The sequence below is a fragment of the Bacillus sp. 5mfcol3.1 genome, assembly GCF_900114335.1.
In the GTDB taxonomy this organism is placed as follows: Bacteria; Bacillota; Bacilli; order Bacillales; family Bacillaceae_G; genus Bacillus_A; species Bacillus_A thuringiensis_S.
The window spans coordinates 261563-277158 of the sequence record NZ_FOST01000003.1; the positions used below are offsets into that span (position 1 = coordinate 261563).

A 15596-nucleotide genomic window follows, 5' to 3' on the forward strand; every position below is an offset into this window, starting at 1 on the left:
GAAAGTATGCGTACAGATAATTTGATTATAAATGGTTACGGTTCATCGAATGGTGGCGAGTTTCATAAAGTGCAACTAAACGGAAAAGGTACTGTGAATGGAAATGTTGAATGTGACCAATTTGAATGTAACGGTTACGGTGCCGTTACTGGAAATTTGAAAAGTAGCAATGCAAGAATTAGTGGATCAGGTAAAATCGACGGTACAGTTCATGCTGAAACGATGCGAATTGATGGAAAAGCAACAATTACGCAAGATGTGAAGGCAAACAGTTTGAAAATTGCAGGAAAAGGTACGGTAGGTGGAAATGTCACTGGTGAAGAATTTAAAGTCAATGGTCAAGCGACAATTGATGGTAATTGTGAAGTGGATACGTTTTCTTCAGAAGGACAATTTACAATTGGTGGATTACTAAGCGCTGATGAAATAAATATTAATATTCACGGTACATGTCGAGCGAAAGAAATTGGTGGTCAAACGATTAAAGTAAAACATAGACTAAGTACTTTTAGTAGGCTGTTTAAATCAGTATTTGGTATGCAATTAGAGGCTGAACTATTAGAAGGTGACAATATCGATATTGATTATGCTCACATAAGAACGGTAAGAGGAAATAATGTTACGGTAGGACCGAACTGTGAGATTGAACTGATCGAATATACGGGTGTTCTTACTGTTGATAAAAGCGCAAATGTAAAAGAAATGAAGCAGATTTAATGGAAGGGAGAAAATGATATGGAACATCAACATAGTCTTACTGTTAATGGTTCTGGTAGTTCAGCAGGCGGAGATTATAATAAAGTGAAGATTCGCGGTGAAGGAACGATTTCTAATGACATGAGCTGTAATGAATTTAAAACGTACGGCACGAGTGAAGTGTGCGGTAATATGAAAGTGAAAAGTTATATCGTGTATGGAGATAGTGAAGTACAAGGAAATGTAGATGCGGAATATGTAAAAGTATACGGAAATACACAAATGCATAGTGATGCTCATATTGAAAAAATAAAAGTAAGAGGTATGATAGAAGTTAAAGGGAAATTAACTGGTGATTTCGTAGATGTGAAAGGCGCTTTAAATGTAAAAGGAGATATTGAAGTTGAAGAACTGTCACTAACTGGTGGCCTTGAAAGTGATGGATTACTTAATGCTGAAAATATTGAAATTTCACTTCGTTATGAAGGTAGCAAAGTAAGAGAAATTGGCGGTAAGAAGATTACCGTTCGTAAAAAAGCGAGATTTATTCCATTTACAAATCATGCTGGAAGCCTCAAAACGTCTATCATTGAAGGAGATGAGATTTATTTAGAGCATACGATTGCTGAAGTAGTAAGGGGAAATAATGTTACAATTGGTCCCGGATGTGAAATTAGTGTTGTAGAATATCATACTAGTTTTAATCAAAAAGGTAATGCAGTCGTAAAGGAACATAAACAAATATAAGTAGTACGAGGGAGAGCAAGGTTATGGTTGAAAAGAATAATAAGCTCGGCTTTGTTGTAGCGGGCTTATTGCTAGGTATTTTAATGGCATCAATGGATAATACCATTGTCGTAACAGCGATGGGAACAATCGTTGGTGATGTAGGAGGCCTTGAAAACTTTGTATGGGTCGTTTCTGCCTATATGGTCGCAGAAATGGCAGGTATGCCGATATTCGGAAAACTATCAGATATGTATGGTAGAAAGAGGTTCTTTATTTTCGGTTTAATCGTCTTTATGATTGGTTCGGCGCTTTGTGGTACTGCTGAAAATATTACACAGTTAGGGATTTATCGTGCCATTCAAGGTATTGGCGGCGGGGCATTAGTGCCGATCGCGTTTACTATCGTTTTTGATATTTTCCCTCCTGAAAAGCGCGGGAAAATGGGTGGTTTATTCGGAGCAGTATTTGGTTTATCGAGTATTTTTGGTCCGTTGCTTGGTGCGTATATTACAGATTACATAAGCTGGCACTGGGTATTTTATATTAACTTACCGCTTGGCGTTTTAGCACTTATTTTTATTACATTCTTTTATAAAGAGTCACGAGTTCATAGAAAGCAAAAAATTGATTGGTTTGGCGCAATTACTTTAGTTGGTGCAGTAGTTTCTTTAATGTTTGCGCTTGAACTTGGCGGACAAAAGTATGATTGGGATTCTAACTTTATTTTAAGTTTATTTGGTGGATTCGTTATTTTAATTATTGCATTCATTTTTATTGAACGTAAAGTAGAAGAACCGATCATTTCATTTGAGATGTTTAAACAACGTTTGTTCGGAATGAGTACAATTATTGCTTTATGTTACGGAGCTGCATTTATGTCAGCAACTGTATACATTCCATTATTCATTCAAGGTGTATACGGTGGCACTGCAACAAACTCAGGATTATTACTTTTACCAATGATGTTAGGCTCAGTCGTAACAGCGCAGTTAGGTGGTTTTTTAACGACAAAGCTTAGCTACCGAAACATTATGATCATTTCTGCGGTTATTATGCTAATTGGACTATTTTTATTAAGCACATTAACGCCAGAAACAAGTCGTGCATTATTAACAGTGTATATGATCATTATCGGATTTGGAGTCGGTTTCTCATTCTCTGTACTAAGTATGGCAGCTATTCACAACTTCGGTATGGAACAGCGCGGATCTGCGACTTCGACGAGTAATTTCATTCGTTCATTAGGTATGACACTTGGTATTACAATCTTCGGAATGATTCAAAGAACAGGTTTCCAAGATCAATTAGAAGAAGCATTTAAAGGTATGAGCGGGGGAATGAATACAAACACATTAGGGGATTCAAGAGCCATTTTATCAGAATCGGCAAGATCTCAAATCCCTCCGCAAATATTAGATAAGATTATTGATGCTCTTTCTAGTTCAATTGTTCAAACATTCATGTGGGCATTGGTACCAGCTGGATTAGCATTCATATTCATTTTCTTTATGGGAAATGAGCGCATGGTAATTAAGAAACAACAAAAGAATAAAAAGAGCGAAACATCAAAAGCGTAATGAAAAAGCTCCTTTCCAATTGGAAAGGAGCTTTTTCATATGTATGGTGTTAGATTAGCCTTCGATAATTTCGTATTCTTCGTCTGCAAGTAATAAAATTTGTGTTTTCTTACCTTTGTTTTGAACTTCGATTACATCGTATGCACCTAAGTCTCTTACTTTGCTTTGAGAAGCGTTAACCATAACTTCCATAGAATCAATTAAGATATCTTCTTCAATGTATGATTCAGGCAATGCCATATCTTCAGTTTCTAATACACATGCGTATAGATTTTGTAAGTTTTCAGCAGTTGGGTTTTGTTCCTCAACATCAATGATGTTTTTTACTGCTTCCATATTTTCTTCTTTTACTTGGTATACTTTAATTTTAGCCATTGTTTTAATCTCCTTTATAACGTAATCGTAGAGGCTACACTTCATTATAACGTTTTTTTCACGAAAGATGAAATTGTTATATGTATTTATAGTAAAAATTATGTGTTATTACTCATTATTGGTGTAATTCCCTTACTAATATTATGAATAGGTAACGATATTCCTACGTTAAAGTTATATTGTCCAAGCTTTTTTGTTTTCCTTTCATATATATGTATTAGCTATTCTATATAAAGAAGGGATGGAGTGTAAGTGGATTGTGAGCCGAAACGTGATTGTGGATGTTGCCAAAATAGTATATGTGAATTTTTACAAAGTCTAGAACCGTATACTAAAGTTGAAAGTATTGTAATAGCAGGAAACGAAATCGTTGTATCCTATTTTCTTTCGTTTAATGTGATGAAAGGGATTGTATCATTTGTACAAGAAGACAGTGAGGTTATATTTGTAGATTGCTCAAAAATTGATGCAATCCGAATAGGAAAAGTTTGTAGTTGCAAATCGAAAGTTAAATATATTGAAGAGGACTTTAGCTTGCTAGGAAATGTGTGCCCGCAATGTTTAACAGAGGGGAGCACAATCTTTTTCGATTTTCATAATCCAGAATTAAATTTATCTTTACAAGCGAAAACAATTGATGCACCTATATGTACTGAATTTACAGATGAACTTGGGAATATAGTAAAGCAATTTGCAATCGTAGGTGAAGCAATTGTTTCTAAGGATTTTGTTCAAGTACCTGAACTGTTAGATTTTCGATTAGTTTTATCGGATACTGCTGCGAACCCATTGAAGTTTGGAATACTATTCATTAATTTTCCTGATATTACATTCATTATTCTTTTCGCATCTAGTGGATACTTAAACATTTCAAATTGTTTAAAAGTAGAGAGTGGAACTGGTAATATCGAAATAGAAGAGCTGAAAAAAATGATAAAGTATGACGATAACACGTACAAATCGGTTGTTAAATTGACTAAGGTATATAAGAACGGTGAGACGGAATCTTTTATTTCTAAGAAGGAGTTATAACGCATTTTTTGATAAATCCTCATACATTATGTTGAGGGTTTATACATACACGATGTATATTCTAAAGTTTAAAAAGTGAGATACTCTTTTTTTATTAGATGTTATAATAATTTTATATTTGTGAATAATTTATAATTATATAAAATTTTAGTTTAATAGGTGTTTGCTTATATGGTAAGTGGTTGATTGAAAAATTATATAAGTTGATTCTTAAAGATTTAGAATACGATTGATTTTAAAGAAGGCGGGAATGTAAATGATATATGAAGCGAATATACGTACAAGAAAAAAACTAGTTTCTATGTTTGATGATTTCAATAACGTTGTTTTACTTTCTTATTTACAAGGGCATATGGGTACTGCTTGGGTAAATGATCTTGAAAATCCAACAGTAGCACAAGTTACGGTAGGAATTTTCACATTTTACGCTGGAGACCCAAATGTGCAAGAAATAGAAGAGTTATTACGTAATATTCCAGAAAGAATTTTAGTTATCGTAAATAGTGAAGAGTGGAAACAACGCCTAGAAACATTCCATGAAAGAAAAATAGATAAGTTTTTACGTTATAAATTCAAACGAAATCCAGAAGTTTTTAATCGTTCAAAATTACAATCTTTTATATCAACACTTCCAAAAGGATATGAGTTAAAAAGAATAGATGAGCATATCGCAAATAGCCCTACATTACATAAAATCTCCGAAGATTTTACAAGTCAATTTCAGTCGTTAGAAGATTATATAAACCGTGGTATAGGTTATAGCATTTTATATAACGGAGAAGTTGTATGCGGTGCATCCTCGTATAGTATTTATAATGATGGCATTGAAATTGAAGTTGCGACTGATCATAATCATAGAAGAAAAGGTTTGGCAACTGTAGTTAGTGCAGCTCTTATATTGGATTGCTTAGAAAATGGAAAGTATCCAAACTGGGACGCAGCGAATACTACATCTGCTAACCTAGCAGAAAAGTTAGGATATGAATTTGATAAGGCATATGATACTTATTTTGTGGATAATAGATGAGTGAAGGAATTACATACTAAAAAACAAATGCGCCCTAGTACGTAAGTCTAGGGCGCATTTATTAGTTGGTAAATATCTTCATAACAATCTTATCACATTTCATCTTTTGAATGTTTGGAATTAAAGATATTTATGTGACTTTTTGAAAAAATAAAAGAGCAGCTAGCAAAAGCTAACTGCTCCTCTCCAAGGGAGAATGGAGAAATACAATCATGTTATCTATAGTATTGACGGAACATAGAGTTTTAATCAAAGCCCCACTGATTAAAGTTTCACTTTATTACATTTAAAATTTAAATAGTAGAACGTGTTTTTCGTAGTTCTCCAAACACCAATTATATTTTTTTAGAATAATTGGATGGACTGCTTCTTTCGTAGTATCGACTTCAGTATAGCCATATTTCTTATAAAAGTTTTCTAATTCCTCAAAAGGAAGACAATATACATCTTGTATTTGTGATTTTCTCGCAGTTTCCACTAAAAATGAAACAAGCTCACCAGCTAATTGTAGCCCTCTAAATTGAGGCAGAATAAAAATTCCACCCATTTCTAAAGTATCTGCATCTATTTGGACTAATCGCCCAACACCTGCATACTCATTGTTATATGTAATAATTGCAACTTTATCTCTCTTTAAATCACTTCTTACAAATCCTATTGAGTCATATTGATTATTAACCCATTCTAAATCGTTAGATGTGGCCAATTGAATACTCATATACATCCTCCTTGGAAATACTAGCGCTCTCTTCATTATATAGAACATAACATACTATATCAAAAGAACCTTGAGATAGCACATTTGTTTAAGTTATTAGTTAAAAGTGTGGGATTGCTGGCATTGAAATGTAGGCTTCACCAAACATAGGATAATAATCTTGTGAATTTAGTGTTACATAGTCAAAATAAAAAATAGTTCATGTGTTCGATAACGCACGATTGTTTAAGTGTAGAGAAAATCATAGGGGTATTTTAATTAGTAGCTACTGTATTCATTGAAGCTATTAAGGAAATGTGGTAATCGCCAGCCTTATTGATACAAATCATATTAGGATTTAGTAAAAAACTCTTCCTGAAAAAGAGGGAGATTAAAGATAAGAGCACTTCGAAAAGTGCCCTTCAGTAACGACTACTCATTCTAAAAAGAAAGGATGCAATATATCATATGAAGTTTAGTGTATTTAATTATGGGCCTTTTATATAAAAGTTTTATTTTGTTCCGAATAAAAAGGCGGTTGTTTTCGCAACCACCTTTCAGTAAAACAAAGCACTTTTTATGAAATAAATTATGGATGATCCCTAAAAAAGGTTATAGGATATACCCACATTTTTATAACTAAAGTGACGAACTCAGGTTATAAGGAAGGAACAATTATATTGTATGAAATCTATTCTAGAGTAGTCACAAAGAAAGTTGTCTTCTTATTAGAAGGCAGCTTTTTTTATTAGAAAAAGAAGTAGAAGATTAAGTTACTTGTCCAAACAAATTTTAAAAAAATACATAAAATGCTATTAGTTAGTCAATATTTTAATATTGCTAATTTTTAAGACTAAAAGGGGTGATTTTATGTGTGAATGTGAAGTTTGTAGACGAAAGAAAAATCGGGATCCATTAAACCGGGAGTTTGAGCCGAAAAAACGAGTTCCTGAGCCAAAAGAAGAGGATTGTGAGCCGAAAAAACGAGTTCCTGAGCCAAAAGAAGAGGATTGTGAGCCAAAAAAAGAGGACTGTGAACCAAAAAAAGAAGATTGCGAATCATTAAATTATTATTCATTTAGTAAAAATGCAAATTTTTTAGAAGAAGCTATACAAACAGATGAAATCGATCAAATTTCTGAGGAATATATTGAAATAGTAGATTCAGCAGATGTACAAGTTACTACTACAGATACAAAAGCTGCGCTATCTATCCAAGCTGCATTACAAGCAGCTATTGTGGTTGTGGTAAGTATTTCTATAGCAGATAGTGAAAAGGCAGATAAAATAACACAAGAATTGTTTCAAAAATCATCTATTAAACAAATTAATAGACAAAAAACATTTATTAAAAATTCCAGAAACGTAACCGTAACAACTACTGATACAGATATTGCAGTGAATATTCAAATTCTCCTTCAAATTTTATTAGCGTTACTAGTTAAATTAAATATTTTATAAAGTGTCTATCCCATTTATATTTAGCTATAAGGGTTCACTCTAAGTAAATATTTTTTTGTTGTAATATGTGGTACAAGCTTGGACTTCTCATTATGACTGAATTAATATTCAAGATTAATGGGAAATTAAGTGTGGAAAACTACACAATAACAAAGGTGAACTTATAATTTAACATTGAATAAAACTTATATATGTGAAGTAAAGGAAGGCTGTCTTCGTATTAGAAGACAGCTTTTTGATTTTATTAGTAAAAAGAAGTGAAAATAGAAGATTAAGTTACTTGTCCAAGCAATTTTTATTTAAATGCATATAATGCTGGTAGTTATTTGAAATTTTTATAGGAAACTGATAGGAGTGAACATTGTAAATGGATGATTTAAATAAATTTTCTTCCTTTAAGTTTGATAAGGATCAAAAGAATATAATTATAGACCTTTTACTCTCAGATATTTTTAATAGGCATGGAATCAATGAAGAAAAACTAAAAAATTTATCACCAGAAAAAAAGCAGCAAATTAAAAGTATTGTTTCTGAAATACAATCACAAGTTAATAATTATTTAGATTGAAAGGGGGTGAACGTATGGACAAAACATGTCATTCAGATGAAAATAAAAAGTGGAGTGCATTAGATTCCTCAAATCCTCATCCGTCTTTTAAAAATGCTAGCGTTTCAGAAGCAGCTGCGCAAGAAAGTAAAACGTACCAAATTTCTGAAGAATCTATTACAATTGTAGATTCAGCAGATGTAGAAGTTACTACTACAGATACAAAAGCTGCTTTATCTATTCAAGCAGCATTACAAGCAGCTATTGTGGTTATAATAAGTGTTTCTATAGCAGACAGTGAAAAAGCTGACCGTGTAGCACAAGAATTGTTTCAAAAATCATCTATTAAACAAATTAATAAACAAGAAACTGTTATTAGAAATTCTAGAAATGTTACAGTTACGACTACGGATACAGACATAGCAGTAAATGTTCAAATTCTTCTCCAAATTTTATTAGCTTTACTAGTAAAATTAAATATTTTATAAAATGATTAACTTGTTTTTTATCTAGTGATTCTTACAGGTGAATATTCACTGTTTTAATTATAGTACAGGCTATAAATATTAATCATAACTGGACTAATATTTAACATCGCCAAAATAATAATGAGAACAATGTGATGGAAAATAAATTTTGGTTATTTTATGAAAATTTAAAAGCCATTTCCTTTATTGGATTTGGCTTTTAAATTTTAAACAGTATGAATTTGAAAAGATTATATTAAGATAAAGAATCAAAATATAATGATACAAAATACTTATAAAATTATTCGTGTTATAGAAAAATAATAAGAAAAAGGTGTTTAAAATAGAATCATTTTCATTAATAGTTCAAGTTTTGAAGAATAGTGCATACAATATAAAGTGTTTTCCTTTCTTCATTTAAGTTTTACGTATATAATTTAAAAGTACTATTTTTATTTTATTATTTTATATTTATAACAGAATAGAGGTTTAAAAATGGGTGTTAAAATCATTACGGATAGTGCGGCGGATTTACCAGTAGAATTGCTGCAAGCATATGATATTGATTTAATTCCACTCCGTGTATATGATGAAGCAGAAACAGAGTATTTAGATGGAGTAACATTAGAGTCAGTTACATTATTGCAAAAAATGAGAGAAGGCGCTGTTTATAGAACGTCATTGCCTTCACTTGAAACTTTCCAAGAAAAATTTGTTTCTTATGCAAAAGAAGGTAATCCTTGTATATATTTAGCTTTTTCATCTGAACTGTCTGGTACATATCAATCATCAGTTGTCATTAAAGAGGAAGTAAAAGAAACATATGTAGATTTAGATTTAGAAATTATTGATACGAAATGTGCTTCGCTTGGTCAAGGTCTTGTCGTTTTAGAAGCTGCTAAAATGGCAAAAGATGGCGCATCAAAAGAAGATATTTTAAACCGTGTCGCTTTTCTAATGAACCATATGGAGCACATCTTCACTGTAGCTGACTTACAGTACCTTGTTAGAGGTGGACGTTTAAGTAAAGTAGCTGGTTTTATCGGTGGTTTACTAAACATTAAGCCGATCTTAAACGTGGAAGAAGGAAAACTTGTACCACTTGAAAAGGTACGAGGGAAAAAGAAAGTATTAAGCCGTATTGTTGATATTATGGAAGAGCGTGGTAAAGACCTTAAAGGTCAAACAATCGGTATGACTCACGGTGACGATTTAGAAACAGCTGAAGCATTAAAAGCATTAATTACGGAAAGATTTGGCTGTGAAGTATTTATCGTAAATACAATTGGTGCAGCAATCGGAGCACATACAGGACCTGGCGTTATAACGTTATTTTTCTTAAATGGAGTAGAGTAAAGGATTGATCTTTTGATCAATCCTTTTTTATTTTTTAATCTGTGATAATCGGTCGTTATGGTATTGATGAAGATAAAATCTTTGAAGTTTTCCTATATCAAATGCAATCTTGTAGAGGGAGTATTTTTTATATGTGGAATGATACTTAATGGTAGAAGAAAAGAGTATAAATAAGAATGTATTTATAGTAAACTGAATATTTAATGATATCGAAATTTTGTCATTTCATATATAATTGTGTAGGGAGAAATATCTGTAACTATTTGTAAAAATAGGAGGCGGCTATAAAAATGCAAGAAATTGCTAGATGGGATTTAAATCGACTGTATTTGAATGAGGATATTCTATTTCCGATTTTGGAGTTGAAAGAGCAATATTTTGTAACAAAAGATGTAGAGATTCTTTCAAAGCTTATACAAGCTATTGAAAAAGCAGAATACTATTTGTACTGTCAATCGGTTGAAGAAAGTGTTTCATCTGACCTTACTAAATTGACTGTGAAAGTGAAGGAACTAAAAAGTGAAGTACAGCAAGTAATAAAACATAATGAAGTGGAAACTTCAGATAATACTAAGTTAATAAAAGATGAACTTAATGCGTGGGAAAATATGTACATACAATTACGGGATAGGATAGAAATAGAGCACAATAACAAACAATTATCATTTGGACAAGCAAATAACATTGCAATGAATAGTGATAATGAAAAGGAAAGATTAGAAGTATTCGAGTTACTTACAAGTACTTTACATAAGGAAAAAGAAATCTTTGCTACCGTATTAAATCAAATAGGGAGATTGCGTAATATAAAGAGTAATGAAATAGAAGATAGAGAGATTTTAGCACAATCTTTTCATGCGAATGGCATTTCAGAAACTGTATTATTACAAATGTGGAATGTGACAGAAGAAAACCTTGATAAATTAGTAAGTGCTTTAAACGTGTATAAGAAAGGGAAAGCTTCGATTACATGGCATGAACTTATGACAGTAAAGGAAAGTAATGAGGTTACTATTCCTTTTTCAGTAGCAGTACAAAACGTTTATAATGCATGTAAGAATATTGATGAAGAATTAGCAGTATTTGCACGTAATGCGATAGAAAGTGGATGGATAGATGCTGAACCGAGAGAGAATAAACTACCAGGTGGGTTTTGTGCTCCATTTTTCAGTGAGAAAGAATCGAGAATCTCCATGCGTTATGATGGGAGTATAGATAGTGTAAGAGTGCTCGCTCATGAATTAGGACATGCTTGGCATTTTTATAATATGAGTTTTGAACAATCTACATCTTTTTTAGATGATTATTTGCCGATGAGTACGGCTGAATCAGCATCTATTTTCTTTGAAACGGTACTCTTAAATTATCTAATTGAAACAACTGATAGTAAAGATATGAAAAAGGCATTGCTTAGCTGGAAAATAAGAAATAGTTTTAATTATGTAATGGCAATACGAGCATCGTATCAGTTTGAAAAAACACTTTATGAAAAATGTAAAGAGGGTCCATTAAGTGCTGATGAAATTGAGAAATTATCTATAATGGCACAAAAAGAAGCATATGGAAATTCTTTAAGTGAATACCAGCCGTTTGTATGGATGAAATATATTCAATTTTATATAGCAGATGTTCCTTTTTACAATTATCCATACACATTTGGATATTTAGTAAGTTTTAGTTTATTAGAAATAGCTCAAGAAAGTAAAAGTACTTTTCATCCGAAATATAAAGAGTTTTTAAGAGAAACAGGAAAGGCTCCAGTAGAGGAGCTTATGAAAAAATATTTTGAAATAGATATAAGAAATTATGAATTTTGGAATAAGGCTTTTATTCAAATTTCTAAAGACATTGATGAATATTTGCAGCTTATGTAAGGGGAGAGTATAGTGGATCAACAGTTTATAAAAGGTATACCTTTTTCAACTTTAGAATATGCAAAAGCTATAAGTTTATTAAAAGGTTGGATACATGAACAACAAGAGAAACCAAGGTTTGTAGTAACTGCAAATCCTGAAATTGTTATGTCTGCAAAGGAAAATACGGAAAAATCAAAGCAGTTTAAAAAGATGTTACTATCTGCGGATTTAATAACAGCGGACGGGATTGGTGTCATAATTGGCTCGAAAATATTAAAAGGAACTTTGAAAGAACGTGTTACTGGGGCGGATTTAACTCACGATTTAATAAAATATTGTAACGACAATGAATATCGTGTCTTTCTTTTTGGAGCCGCTCCAGAAAGTAATAAAAAGGCATTAGAAAAATTAAATGAGCAGTTCCCAGGAGCACAGTTTAAAGGACAGCATGGATTTGTAAATGGTGAAGAAATAGAAAAAATAAAAATAAAAATTAAGCAATTCAAGCCCCATTTACTACTCGTAGGACTAGGTTCACCAAAACAAGAAGAGTTCATCTATGAAAACATACAAACATTAAACGTTCCGCTATCTATTGGCATCGGAGGCATGATTGATATAATATCTGGTACTGTAAAAAGAGCACCGAAAATGATGAGGGATACTGGAACTGAATGGCTGTATAGGTTACTCTCACAGCCGAAAAGATTGAAGAGGCAACTTGTACTTCCGAAATTTTTATTGTCGGTTATGTTAGAGAGAGTGAAAGGAATGCCAAGCTAAGAAAGGATAAGTAAGATGATAGAGCCGTTATCTAATGAAAAAGCTACAATGATTTTTCAAGAGCTGAAAGTAGAATGTGAAACTTTATTTGAATTTAAAATTCGAAATGCAATACCTATTCACCGTGGTTGGCTAAATTTGAAGTGGAAACTCGAAACGGATGCAGGGGATTTTGTATTAAAGCAATATAATCAAGAACGGTACAAAATGTATAACTCAGCCCTTTTAATACAAGCATTACAACAACAGCAAAGATTACATAATAATGGTGTAAGTTGTCCAAGGGTATTAATTTATAAAAATAATGTAATGCATATATCAAAAAGTGATGAAAGATTTATAGTATTAGAACATAAGGAAGGTAGCTTAGTTTCACCAGGAAAAGTGAATCAAAAGGAAATTCACTCTCTTGGTCAGACGATAGGTTATATGCATAACTTGTTAAATGATGGCTCTTTAATAAAAGGAGAAAATCCTAAATTTGTTCCACCTACTAAAGAGGCGAGATTGAAACATTGGGAAGAAAAAATGAGAGAAGTAGAGAAGCTAGGAAAAGAGCACATTCTCCCTTATATAAAATTACAGCAAGAAGCAACACAATTGGTAAATACAGAACAATTTCATAATAGCCAACGGGGATGGGTGCACCGTGATTTATGGGTAGATAATTTCTTGTTTCATAATGATAAAGTATCAGCGATTCTTGATTTTGATCGCATGGATTACGATTATGTAGAGTTAGATATTGGCCGTGTAGTTATATCGTGCGCATTAAGTGACGGAGTATTAAATAAGAGTCTTGTTGCATCATTTTTAGAAGGGTACCGCAATGAAGTAGACTTTCCAGTAGGGAATATTGTTCAGGCAATTCAAATGCTTTGGTACATGGAGAGTACTTGGTGGATCCATGCCAATATGGATCAGCATAGTGTACCACCTTCACGCTTTGCAGATGAAATGAATTGGATAGCTGAAAATTATGGTGTATTACATAATATATTGGCCGACTTATAAATAAAGAGGAGACTACATACATGAACAGAATCGGCATTATTGGAGCAATGCAAATTGAAATAGATTTACTTTTAGAAAAACTAGTTATACAAGAGGAACAGACAATAGCGGGAATGCCTTTTTATATTGGAGAATTCATGGGAATAGAAGTAATTATTACACGTTCTGGTGTAGGGAAAGTAAATGCAGCTGCATGCGCGCAAACATTAATTCATAAATTTGATGTAGACTCTATCATTAATACGGGCGTTGCTGGCGGATTACATTCAGATGTAAAAGTCGGCGATATAGTTATTTCAACGAATGTTACTCATCATGATGTAAGTAAAACTCAAATGAAAAACTTATTTCCGTTCCAAGAGGAATTTATTGCAAGTAAGGAATTGGTAGAGTTAGCACGTAAAGCTTGTATTAGTAGTAGTTTACAGATTGCAGTTCATGAAGGAAGAATTGTCAGCGGTGAATGTTTTGTTGAAGATTCAAAGTTAAAGGCGAAATTAATAGACGAATACGCACCTCATTGTACAGAAATGGAAGGGGCAGCAATTGGACATGTTGCCTATATAAATGATATACCGTTTCTCATTATAAGATGTATTTCTGACAGCGCAGATGATGAAGCTCAAATTTCTTATGATGACTTCGCGCAAACTGCTGCGAATTATTGCTCAGAAATTATTATTGAGATGCTTAAAAATATAAAGAGTAAAACTGTACTATAGTTCAAAAGGAGAGAATGAGATGTTACAAGCATTAATTTTTGATATGGACGGAACGTTATTTCAAACAGATAAAATTTTAGAATTATCTTTAGATGATACTTTTAATCACTTAAGATCATTACAATTATGGGATACAGTAACACCAATTGATAAATATAGAGAAATTATGGGTGTGCCGTTACCGAAAGTTTGGGAAGCTTTATTACCAGACCATTCTATTGAAATAAGAGAACAAACAGATGCATATTTTTTAGATAGACTTATTGAAAACATAAAAAGCGGAAAAGGCGCTTTATATCCAAATGTAAAAGAAATATTTACATATATAAAAGAAAATAATTGTTCCATTTACATTGCTAGTAATGGTTTGAAAGAATATTTACGAGCAATCGTAACTTATTATGCTTTAGACAAGTGGGTGACTGAAACGTTTAGTATTGAACAAATACAATCGCTAAATAAAGGTGACTTAGTTAAAAGTATTATGAACAAATATGATATAAAAGAGGCAGCCGTAGTTGGTGACCGGCTATCTGATATAAATGCAGCGAAAGACAACCGTTTACTGGCAATTGGGTGCAGTTTTGATTTTGCGCAAGAAGATGAACTTGCTCAGGCTGATATAGTAATAGATGATTTAATGGGGTTGAAGGGAATATTATCTGAAGTGAAGAATACGCACGCTATGAATTAAATAAAGTAACAACCATAAAAATGCTCAGAATAAATGATTCTCGAGCATTTTTATATATTTTCGTACTTAGGGGGAATGGACTTGAAAGATATACATATTCAACAAATAGAAAATTTAATGGAATATGAATTCAGTCATCTCGTTCAAGAGAGTGAAGAAGAAGGTTTTAATTTCCTTATAAGGATAATAAATGAATATAAAAACAAAATAAATGTATTCAATAAAACTGGAGAATGTTTATATGGTGTTTTCCGAGGTGATATGTTAATTGGAGTTGGAGGTTTAAATGAGGATCCGTACACAAAAGACAATAAGATTGGGCGGTTAAGGAGATTTTATATTTCAAAGGATTTTCGGCGTATAGGGTTAGGGAACTTATTATTAAACCAACTATTATGTCATGCGGAAAAGTATTTTGAAGTGATTGTATTATATGCTGACACGAAGCAAGGAGATGCGTTTTATACTGCAAATGGATTTGTAAAAGAGGGATTATATAAGGGATCTAGTCACTACAAAGTATTATCGAGGTGGCTACCAAAAGAATAGACGGACAGGTATTT

General features: G+C 32.3%; 17 protein-coding genes. 15 read left to right on the plus strand and 2 right to left on the minus strand.

The annotated features are described in order from the left end of the window. Nucleotides 1–6 precede the first annotated feature (6 nt). From BM089_RS19520 to BM089_RS19530, 3 genes are read left to right on the plus strand one after another with little or no spacing between them, the layout of a single operon-like run. On the plus strand, nt 7–717 hold the full coding sequence (locus BM089_RS19520) for a bactofilin family protein (protein ID WP_001258371.1): 711 nt from the start codon (nt 7–9) through the stop codon (nt 715–717). A gap of 18 nt (nt 718–735) precedes the next feature. Continuing rightward, nucleotides 736–1443 carry a cytoplasmic protein gene (locus BM089_RS19525; protein ID WP_090977778.1) on the plus strand — a complete coding sequence of 236 codons (708 nt, stop codon included), beginning with the start codon at nt 736–738 and terminating at the stop codon, nt 1441–1443. A 23-nt stretch (nt 1444–1466) separates the two neighbouring features. Next, complete coding sequence (locus tag BM089_RS19530; protein ID WP_090977780.1) at nt 1467–3002, plus strand: MDR family MFS transporter; 1536 nt, start codon at nt 1467–1469, stop codon at nt 3000–3002. A gap of 54 nt (nt 3003–3056) precedes the next feature. Here the strand turns inward: BM089_RS19530 and BM089_RS19535 are convergent, their stop codons facing one another. Beyond that, the gene (locus BM089_RS19535; RefSeq protein ID WP_001062742.1) at nt 3057–3377 is read right to left on the minus strand and encodes a hypothetical protein; all 321 of its coding nucleotides are present in this window, start codon (nt 3375–3377) and stop codon (nt 3057–3059) included. 252 nt (nt 3378–3629) lie between these two features. Between BM089_RS19535 and BM089_RS19540 the strand changes: the two genes are divergently transcribed. Both BM089_RS19540 and BM089_RS19545 read left to right on the plus strand, forming a co-directional pair. Then, entirely contained in the window at nt 3630–4409 is a 780-nt protein-coding gene (locus BM089_RS19540) for a BC_2878 family exosporium-associated protein (RefSeq protein WP_090977782.1), read from the plus strand. A gap of 256 nt (nt 4410–4665) precedes the next feature. Beyond that, complete coding sequence (locus BM089_RS19545; protein WP_090977784.1) at nt 4666–5436, plus strand: GNAT family N-acetyltransferase; 771 nt, start codon at nt 4666–4668, stop codon at nt 5434–5436. 286 nt (nt 5437–5722) lie between these two features. On the opposite strand, the gene BM089_RS19550 is transcribed toward BM089_RS19545, so the two are convergent. After that, nucleotides 5723–6154, minus strand: coding sequence for a GNAT family N-acetyltransferase (locus BM089_RS19550; RefSeq protein ID WP_090977786.1), 432 nt, complete (start codon nt 6152–6154; stop codon nt 5723–5725). An 849-nt stretch (nt 6155–7003) separates the two neighbouring features. Here BM089_RS19550 and BM089_RS19555 point away from each other — a divergent pair. The 10 genes from BM089_RS19555 (at nt 7004) to BM089_RS19600 (ending at nt 15582) form a co-directional block, all read left to right on the plus strand. Further along, nucleotides 7004–7594 (plus strand): spore coat protein, encoded by a 591-nt coding sequence (locus BM089_RS19555; RefSeq protein WP_090977788.1) that lies wholly within the window; start codon nt 7004–7006, stop codon nt 7592–7594. 367 nt (nt 7595–7961) lie between these two features. Next, nucleotides 7962–8162 carry a spore coat protein W gene (locus BM089_RS19560; RefSeq protein WP_000342253.1) on the plus strand — a complete coding sequence of 67 codons (201 nt, stop codon included), beginning with the start codon at nt 7962–7964 and terminating at the stop codon, nt 8160–8162. Nucleotides 8163–8176: 14 nt separating this feature from the next. Continuing rightward, entirely contained in the window at nt 8177–8629 is a 453-nt protein-coding gene (locus BM089_RS19565; RefSeq protein WP_000361677.1) for a spore coat protein, read from the plus strand. Between the two features lie 474 nt (nt 8630–9103). Beyond that, complete coding sequence (locus tag BM089_RS19570) at nt 9104–9964, plus strand: DegV family protein (RefSeq protein WP_090977790.1); 861 nt, start codon at nt 9104–9106, stop codon at nt 9962–9964. Between the two features lie 290 nt (nt 9965–10254). Next, entirely contained in the window at nt 10255–11838 is a 1584-nt protein-coding gene (locus BM089_RS19575) for a M3 family metallopeptidase (RefSeq protein WP_090977792.1), read from the plus strand. A 12-nt stretch (nt 11839–11850) separates the two neighbouring features. Beyond that, complete coding sequence (locus tag BM089_RS19580) at nt 11851–12603, plus strand: WecB/TagA/CpsF family glycosyltransferase (protein WP_000372649.1); 753 nt, start codon at nt 11851–11853, stop codon at nt 12601–12603. A 15-nt stretch (nt 12604–12618) separates the two neighbouring features. Continuing rightward, entirely contained in the window at nt 12619–13617 is a 999-nt protein-coding gene (locus BM089_RS19585; protein WP_090977794.1) for a phosphotransferase, read from the plus strand. A 20-nt stretch (nt 13618–13637) separates the two neighbouring features. Next, nucleotides 13638–14339 (plus strand): 5'-methylthioadenosine/adenosylhomocysteine nucleosidase, encoded by a 702-nt coding sequence (locus tag BM089_RS19590; RefSeq protein WP_090977796.1) that lies wholly within the window; start codon nt 13638–13640, stop codon nt 14337–14339. A 19-nt stretch (nt 14340–14358) separates the two neighbouring features. Next, nucleotides 14359–15033 (plus strand): HAD family hydrolase, encoded by a 675-nt coding sequence (locus BM089_RS19595; protein ID WP_090977798.1) that lies wholly within the window; start codon nt 14359–14361, stop codon nt 15031–15033. 33 nt (nt 15034–15066) lie between these two features. After that, entirely contained in the window at nt 15067–15582 is a 516-nt protein-coding gene (locus BM089_RS19600; protein WP_139213297.1) for a GNAT family N-acetyltransferase, read from the plus strand. Nucleotides 15583–15596: the final 14 nt, after the last annotated feature.